We start from the raw sequence: 6,989 nt of genomic DNA on the forward strand, positions 1-6,989 counted from the left end.
CTCTTGGCCTGCGGCCAATTCACCCCCCAGCGTATTTCTGGCAAGATGAAGGGGCCGGCGCGGGCGGGCTTCTGCGGTTGGTGTCTGGTGGTGGATTGCGTATTGATTTCAGATGGTTGTGGCTAGTTGTTCAGGTGTGAGTGCCTGGACGAAACGGGCAATCCGCTGGCAGGCCTCAACCGTGTCGCTGTCACTGGCATTCAGCGCCACGCGCAGCCATCCCTCCAGCGCCGCGCCGAAGGAGATGCCGGGCATGACGGCGACGCCGGTTGCTGCCAGCAGATCCAGTGCGAAGCGTTGTGAATCTGTCGTCAGCGCGCGGATGTCGATCAGCGCGAACATGCCTGCTTCCGGCCGGTGCACATGCAGCCCCGCCACACCGTCCAGTGCGGCGTGGATCAGGGCGGCGCGGTTGGCCATGCGGGTGGCCATGGCGCGCGCCAGTGTGGGCGGGCTGGCGACGGCATCGGCGGTCATATCGGCGATGAAGGGCTGCGAGCCGAAGAGCATGGTCTCGGACAGCGGCAGCGCGCGGGTGCAGAATTCGGCCGGTCCGCAGAGCCAGCCTGAGCGGAAACCGGGGGCGGCGTGGGATTTCGAGATGGAGGCGGTGGTGATCACCCGGTTTTCGTGCGTGGGATTGGCCAGGGCCGAGGTGAAGCGCGCCTCACCATGGGTCAGATCGCCATAAACCTCGTCGGAGATCAGCCAGAGGTCATGCTTTTCGGCCAGCGCGCCGATTGCGTCCAGATCGGAAGGGGTGAGGACCGCGCCGGTGGGGTTGTGGGGTGTGTTGAGGAAGATGGCGCGGGTGTCGTTGGTTATCTTTTCGGCGATATCAGTGGCTTGCAGGCGGAAGTTGTGTTCCGGTCGCAATGTCACCGGCACAGGCGTGGCGCCGGAGGCGCGGATCAGCCCTTCATAGGTGGCATACATCGGGTCACCCAGGATCACCTCGCTGCCCGGCTCACAAAGCGCCATGAACACCAGATAGAGCGAGGTCTGGGTGCCGGGCAGGCACATGAACCTGTCTGTTCCGATGCTGCGGCCTAACTTTGCGCTGTAACGCGCTGAAAGTGCTTGCAAAAGACTGTCTTCGCCGCGTCCGTTCGAATACCCGGTACGGCCCGCTTTCATGGCGCTGATTGCGGAGTGGATCAGGCTGTCGGGTGTGGGCACATCCGGCTCGCCGATGGTGAGGTTGATGACCTCCTGCCCGGCGCGCCGCCGGGCGGTGGCGGCGGCGCTGAGCACCCATTTGTCCGATCCCAGCCCGGCAAGGCGTGTGGTGACAGGGGCATATTGCATCTTTTACTCCGGCAGTTTCAGATCAAGAAGCCGGTTGAAGGCCTTGATCGCAATGGATTTCATCTCATCTTTGGTGAAGTGCTCCGGCAACAGGGAGGCTTCGATCCAGAGCCCGTCCAGAAGCGCATTGCCGGCAATCGCAAGCGCGCGCGTCTCACCCGGCGCGGGTGTTTTGCCGGCGGCATCGAGGGCCTGCGCGATCATTGCCTCAAGCCGGTCGCGGAAGGCGAGATAGGTGCCCTCATGCACCGCGCGCATCGCCGCGTCGCGCGGCACCAGCTGCATCGAGGCGGCCCAGAGCGCCATGGCGCGCGGGTCCACCACCGGGGGGGTGACGGCGTTGACGACAAACCCCGCCAGCCGGGCCAAGGGGTCTTCGGGCAACTCGTCGAGCCGCGCCAGACTGGCCTCGGTCAGGCCGGACATCAGCGTTTCATGCGCGGCGGCGATCAGCTCTTCCTTGGTGGCGAAGTAATGGCGGATCAGCCCCTGCGTGACTCCGGCCTTCAGCGCGATGGCGCGCACCGTGGCGGCCTGCGGCCCCCCTTCGGCGATGCAATCGAGCGTTGCCTGAATGAGCGCGGCGCGCCGGGCTTCCTCGCCCTCGCGCCGGTAGGGGCGGCGCGCGTTCATCGGCGCAATACCGGGCGGGTAAGGCAGGTGGGGCCGCCCTCGCAGGCGATGCAGAGCGCGTCGCCGTTGAACACCTGCACCCGGCAGCCCGCCGCTTCCATCAGCGCGCGGGTTTTGGGGAAGCCATCGACCATCACCAGATCGCGCGGCGCCAGTGCCAGTACATTCAGGCTGAGGCCGTTCGATTGCATGAATTCATCCTCGGGCGCGTGCAGCAGCGCCCACCCGCGCGCCTTCATATCGGCCCACAAAGCATAGGGCAGCAGCGGCGCGTGGATCAGCGCGATATCGGGGCCGAGCGGCGAGACCAGCGACATCAGATGCAGGCAGGCCTCGGGCCCCGTCCACCACGGCAGGTCATAGGCTTGCACGGCCATGCCATGCGGGCGCAGGATACTGGCCAGCGCGTCGATCCCGGCCTGATTGGTGCGCGCGCCGCGCCCGACGGCCAGCGTGTCAGGATCAAGCCAGAAGCAATCGCCCGATTCGACCGTGGCATCGCCCGAAAGCTGGCCGATCACCGGCACCCCCAGCGCCTTGTAGAAATCGGCATGCAGCGCGGGCTCGCGCCTGCGCAGGGCCTTGCCCATGTTCAGCACCACCGCGCCGTGGCGGGTGACAAACGACGGATCCTGCACGAAAACCGCGTCCGACAGCCCGTCATCGCCTGACGGCATCCAGTGCACCGTGGCGCCGCTGGCCGCGACAACCCGTGCCAGTTCAGCATGTTGTGCTTCGGCCTGTACCGGGTCAAAGCCCGGCCCGTAATGCCAGTCTGCCGGTTTGGCGGCAGCCATGGCGGGGCCGGGGGCGCGCATGATCACGCGGGCAAGGGGTTTTGAGCGGTCTTCGGCGCCGTAAAGCATGGGGGTTCCGGTCTGCTTAAATTATACGCTTGCATAATTGCCAGTTCTTTGCCCAAATACAATGGTAAATCTGTCGCGTTGCCGGATCAGGCATCGCGCAACGATCAAGAGGCGCATGCCGCGCCCGGATGCTCAACAGAGGAGACGACCATGAAAAAACTTGCCCTTCTGGCGACCACCGCGTTCATCGCAGCAGCCGGTATGGCGCAGGCCGAGGAGGTGCGCATCGGCATCGCGGCCGAGCCGTATCCGCCGTTCTCGTCGCCCGATTCCGCCGGCAACTGGGTCGGATGGGAGATCGAGATCATCGATGCCATCTGCGCGGCGGCGGAGCTGGACTGCGTAATCACCCCCACCGCATGGGACGGGATCATTCCGGCGCTGGTGTCGGGGCGGATTGATGCGATCATGAACTCCTTGTCGATCACCGCGGACCGGCTGGAAACGATTGATTTCTCAGACCCTTACTACAACACCCCCACCGTGATCATCGGCCAGCGCGATATGGAGATGGACGCCACGCCTGAGGGGCTGGCGGGTATGGTGCTGGGGGTTCAGGTTTCGACCATTCACCAGACCTATGCGCAGACCTATTTCGAGGGCGCGACCGAACTGCGGACCTATCAGACGCAGGATGAGGCCAATCAGGATCTTGCTGCCGGGCGCATTGATGCCACGCAGGCGGACAGTCTGGCGCTGGATGACTTCCTTGCCACCGAGGCGGGCCAGTGCTGCGAGCTGAAGGGCACCGTGGCGCCTGACGAGGATATTCTGGGGGCGGGCGTCGGTGCCGGTGTGCGCAAGGGCGATGATGATCTGCGCGAGGCCCTCAACCGGGGAATTGCCGCCATCCTTGACGACGGCACCTATGACGAGATCACGTCGCGCTATTTCGCCACCTCGATCTATGGCAACTGAGCGCGGCTGATACTGCGTGCTGGACTGGCTGTATGCCCTCTGGCCGGGGCTGGAAACCTCGGTCAGCCTGTTGTCCCTCCAGCCGCCGGGCTGGGGGGGCAATCTGTTGCGCGGGGCATGGGCCAGCCTGCAGATCGCCGCCGGGGCCTTTGCGCTGGGGCTGATGATCGGCATTTTCGGCGCTCTGGGCAAGCTCAATGGCGGCCCGGTCACGCGCGATCTGCTGGCGGTCTATACGACCGTGGTGCGCGCGGTGCCGGAGCTTATTCTGATCCTGATCCTGTATTACGCGGGCACTGACCTGCTCAATCAGGCGCTGCGGGCGATGGGCCAGCGGCCGGTTGAGATTTCGGGCGTGGTGGCGGGGATTGCGGTATTGGGCGTGGTGCAGGGCGCCTATGCGACGGAAGTGCTGCGCGGCGCGATCCAGTCGGTGCCGCGCGGCCAGCTTGAGGCGGCGCGCGCCTTTGGCATGGGGCCGGTGACAACCTTCCGCCGCGTGACATTCCCGGCGATGCTGCCGCTGGCGCTGCCGGGCCTGTCGAACCTGTGGCTGATCGCCACCAAGGACACGGCGCTGCTGGCCATCGTCGGCTTCTCGGAACTGACGCTGGAGACCCGGCAGGCGGCAGGCTCCACCCGCGCCTATTTCACCTTCTTTCTGGCGGCGGGCGCGATTTATCTGGTGATGACGCTGGTATCGGGCCGGGTGTTCGGCTGGATCGAAGCGCGCTACCGGCGCGGGCAGGTGGCGCAATGAGCCGGATGTGGGGGCGGGTCGCCGAGGAAATTCTCGTGCCGCACCGGCTGGTGATGATCGCCGTGGCACTGGGGATTGTCATCTGGGCCGCGCTCAGCATGCGCTGGCATTGGATACCGCGCTACAGTGATCTGGCGTTGCAGGGCATCTGGCGCACGCTCTGGCTGCTGGGCCTGTCCTGCCTGATCGGTTTCGCTTTGGCGGTGCCGTTGGGGCTGGCGCAGGCGGCGGGGCCACGGTTTCTGGCGGTGCCGGCGCGGGCATTCTGCACGGTGATCCGGGGCACGCCCTTGTTGCTGCAACTGTGGCTGATCTATTTCGGGCTGGGCAGCCTGTTCCCGCAATTCCCGTGGATCCGCGAAAGCGAGCTCTGGCCTTATCTGCGGCAGGCCTGGCCCTATGCGCTGCTGACGCTTTCGCTGAGCTATGCGGGCTATGAAGGCGAGGTGATGCGCGGCGCGTTCCGCTCCGTCCCTGGCGGGCAGCTGGAGGCCGCGCGCTCGATGGGCATGTCGCGCTTTGCCATTCTGCGGCGCATCTGGCTACCACAGGCGCTGCAACGCGCGCTGCCGACGCTGGGCGGCGAGACGGTGTTGCAGATGAAGGCCACGCCGCTGGTGGCGACGATCACGGTGATCGACATTTACTCCGTCGCCAGCCGGGTGCGGCAGGACACCTTCATCATCTATGAGCCACTGTTGCTGCTGGCGCTGGTCTATATGGTGATCGCGGGGCTGATCGCGCTGGGGTTCAAGGTGCTGGAGCGGCGGTTCAATCGCGGGCTGGTGGTTTGAAAAGAAAGGGGGCTTTGCCCCCTCTGGGCCTTCGGCCCATTCCCCGGCCGCGCCACGGGCGCGTCGTTCGCGGCTGGGTCCTTCCACTGGAAGGCCCCCGAGACGCCGCTCACCCCCCAGGATATTTTCAGACAGAAAATGCACGCTACCATAGGATGGACGCCCCGCCCGAAGCGCGACCGGCACCGGCGCGAAGTTTTGCGAAGAGTTCGCGACCTGTGCCCTCGGAATTGGCGCTCAGGTCCGGGGTGAGGGGGGCGCGGGCGGCAAAATCCGGTTCCAGCACATCAATCGTGCCCGCGAGGGCATCCAGCCGCACCCGGTCGCCATCACGCAGCCGCGCCAGCGGGCCGCCCGCTGCCGCTTCGGGCGCGATATGGATGGCGGCAGGCACTTTGCCCGAGGCGCCCGACATGCGCCCGTCAGTGACCAGCGCCACTTTCAGCCCGCGATCCTGCAGCACCGCCAGCACCGGCGTCAGGCTGTGGAGTTCCGGCATGCCATTCGCGCGCGGCCCCTGAAAGCGCACCACGACCACGGTATCCGTGGTGAATTCCCCCGCCTGAAAGGCCGCTTTCACCGCCTCCTGATTATCGAACACGCGCGCGCGGGCGTCGATCACATGGCGCGAGGGGTCCACCGCCGAGATCTTGATCACCCCTTCGCCCAGATTGCCGGTAAGCTGTTTCAGCCCGCCCGTGGGCTGGAACGGGTCTGCCACCGGGCGCAGGATGCGGGTGTTGAGGCTTTCAGCGGTGCCCGCGTGCCATTCCAGCCGGTCGTCGATCAGTTTGGGTTCCTGCGTGTAGCGCGCAAGGCCCGGCCCGGCGATGGTTTCGGTGTCGGGGTGCAGCAGCCCGGCTTCCAGCAGCTCACCGATCATGAAGCCCAGCCCCCCGGCGGCGTGGAAATGGTTCACATCGGCCAGACCGTTGGGATAGACCTTGGCGATCAGCGGCACGCAGGCGGCGATTTCATCGAAATCCTCAAGCGCCAGTTCGATCCCGGCGGCATGCGCCATGGCGGGCAGATGCAGCACGAGGTTGGTGGAGCCGCCGGTGGCCATCAGCCCGACCATGCCGTTGACAAAGGCACGCTCATCCAGAATACGACCGGCGGGGCGGTAATCATTGCCGCGCGCGGTAATAGCGGCAGCGCGCGCCACGGCGGCCGAGGTCAGCGCCGCGCGCAAGGGCGTGCCGGGGTTGACGAAGCTTGCGCCGGGCAGGTGCAGCCCCATGAATTCCATGAGCATCTGGTTGGTATTGGCGGTGCCGTAGAAGGTGCAGGTGCCCGGCCCGTGATAGCTGGCCATTTCAGCCGCCATCAGGTCGGTGCGGCTGGCCTGCCCGGTGGCGAAGGCCTGCCGTACCTTTGCCTTTTCATCGTTCGGCAGGCCCGAGACCATCGGCCCCGCCGGCACGAACACTGCCGGGACATGGCCGAAGGTGGCCGCCGCGATCACCAGCCCCGGCACGATCTTGTCGCAGACGCCCAGATAGAGCGAGGCATCGAAGCAGTTATGCGACAGCCCCACCCCTGCCGCCAGCGCGATCACATCGCGTGAGAAAAGCGACAGTTCCATCCCCGCGCGGCCCTGCGTGACCCCGTCGCACATCGCCGGAACCCCGCCCGCCACCTGCGCCGTCGCCCCCGCCGCGCGCGCGGCCTCACGGATCAGGGCGGGATAATTCTCGAACGGCTGATGGG

Annotated in this window: 7 protein-coding genes; 3 read left to right on the plus strand and 4 right to left on the minus strand. The window is 66.1% G+C overall.

The window, feature by feature from the left end; all coding sequences use genetic code 11:
- Positions 1-108: 108 nt before the first annotated feature.
- Genes V7Q53_RS22645 through V7Q53_RS22655 form a run of 3 tightly spaced genes read right to left on the minus strand, consistent with a single transcriptional unit; the run spans position 109 to position 2,807 of the window.
- The gene (locus V7Q53_RS22645; protein ID WP_333831224.1) at positions 109-1,308 is read right to left on the minus strand and encodes a pyridoxal phosphate-dependent aminotransferase; all 1,200 of its coding nucleotides are present in this window, start codon (positions 1,306-1,308) and stop codon (positions 109-111) included.
- Positions 1,309-1,311: 3 nt separating this feature from the next.
- On the minus strand, positions 1,312-1,941 hold the full coding sequence (locus V7Q53_RS22650; protein WP_333831225.1) for a TetR/AcrR family transcriptional regulator: 630 nt from the start codon (positions 1,939-1,941) through the stop codon (positions 1,312-1,314).
- On the minus strand, positions 1,938-2,807 hold the full coding sequence (locus V7Q53_RS22655; protein ID WP_333831226.1) for a dimethylarginine dimethylaminohydrolase family protein: 870 nt from the start codon (positions 2,805-2,807) through the stop codon (positions 1,938-1,940). The genes V7Q53_RS22650 and V7Q53_RS22655 overlap by 4 nt, the downstream gene beginning before the upstream one ends.
- A 150-nt stretch (positions 2,808-2,957) precedes the next feature.
- Between V7Q53_RS22655 and V7Q53_RS22660 the strand changes: the two genes are divergently transcribed.
- The 3 genes from V7Q53_RS22660 to V7Q53_RS22670 are packed head-to-tail and all read left to right on the plus strand — an operon-like array spanning position 2,958 to position 5,279.
- On the plus strand, positions 2,958-3,725 hold the full coding sequence (locus V7Q53_RS22660) for a transporter substrate-binding domain-containing protein (protein WP_333831227.1): 768 nt from the start codon (positions 2,958-2,960) through the stop codon (positions 3,723-3,725).
- Positions 3,726-3,741: 16 nt separating this feature from the next.
- Positions 3,742-4,485, plus strand: a complete 744-nt coding sequence (locus V7Q53_RS22665; RefSeq protein ID WP_333831229.1) for an ABC transporter permease — start codon at positions 3,742-3,744, stop codon at positions 4,483-4,485.
- On the plus strand, positions 4,482-5,279 hold the full coding sequence (locus V7Q53_RS22670) for an ABC transporter permease (protein WP_333831231.1): 798 nt from the start codon (positions 4,482-4,484) through the stop codon (positions 5,277-5,279). Before V7Q53_RS22665 ends, V7Q53_RS22670 begins: the two co-directional genes overlap by 4 nt.
- 145 nt (positions 5,280-5,424) lie before the next feature.
- On the opposite strand, the gene edd is transcribed toward V7Q53_RS22670, so the two are convergent.
- On the minus strand, positions 5,425-6,989 hold a 1,565-nt coding region (gene edd, locus V7Q53_RS22675; protein WP_333831234.1), incomplete at its 5' end, for a phosphogluconate dehydratase.

It is taken from the genome of Pararhodobacter sp. (assembly GCF_036802785.1).
GTDB lineage: Bacteria > Pseudomonadota > Alphaproteobacteria > Rhodobacterales > Rhodobacteraceae > Pararhodobacter.

Excerpts from the sequence above, each read along its gene's own strand:
- V7Q53_RS22645 (WP_333831224.1), bottom strand. The coding sequence starts at position 1,308 with ATGCAATATGCCCCTGTCACCACACGCCTTGCCGGGCTGGGATCGGAC.
- V7Q53_RS22650 (WP_333831225.1), bottom strand. The coding sequence starts at position 1,941 with ATGAACGCGCGCCGCCCCTACCGGCGCGAGGGCGAGGAAGCCCGGCGC.
- V7Q53_RS22655 (WP_333831226.1), bottom strand. The coding sequence starts at position 2,807 with ATGCTTTACGGCGCCGAAGACCGCTCAAAACCCCTTGCCCGCGTGATC.
- V7Q53_RS22660 (WP_333831227.1), top strand. The coding sequence starts at position 2,958 with ATGAAAAAACTTGCCCTTCTGGCGACCACCGCGTTCATCGCAGCAGCC.
- V7Q53_RS22670 (WP_333831231.1), top strand. The coding sequence starts at position 4,482 with ATGAGCCGGATGTGGGGGCGGGTCGCCGAGGAAATTCTCGTGCCGCAC.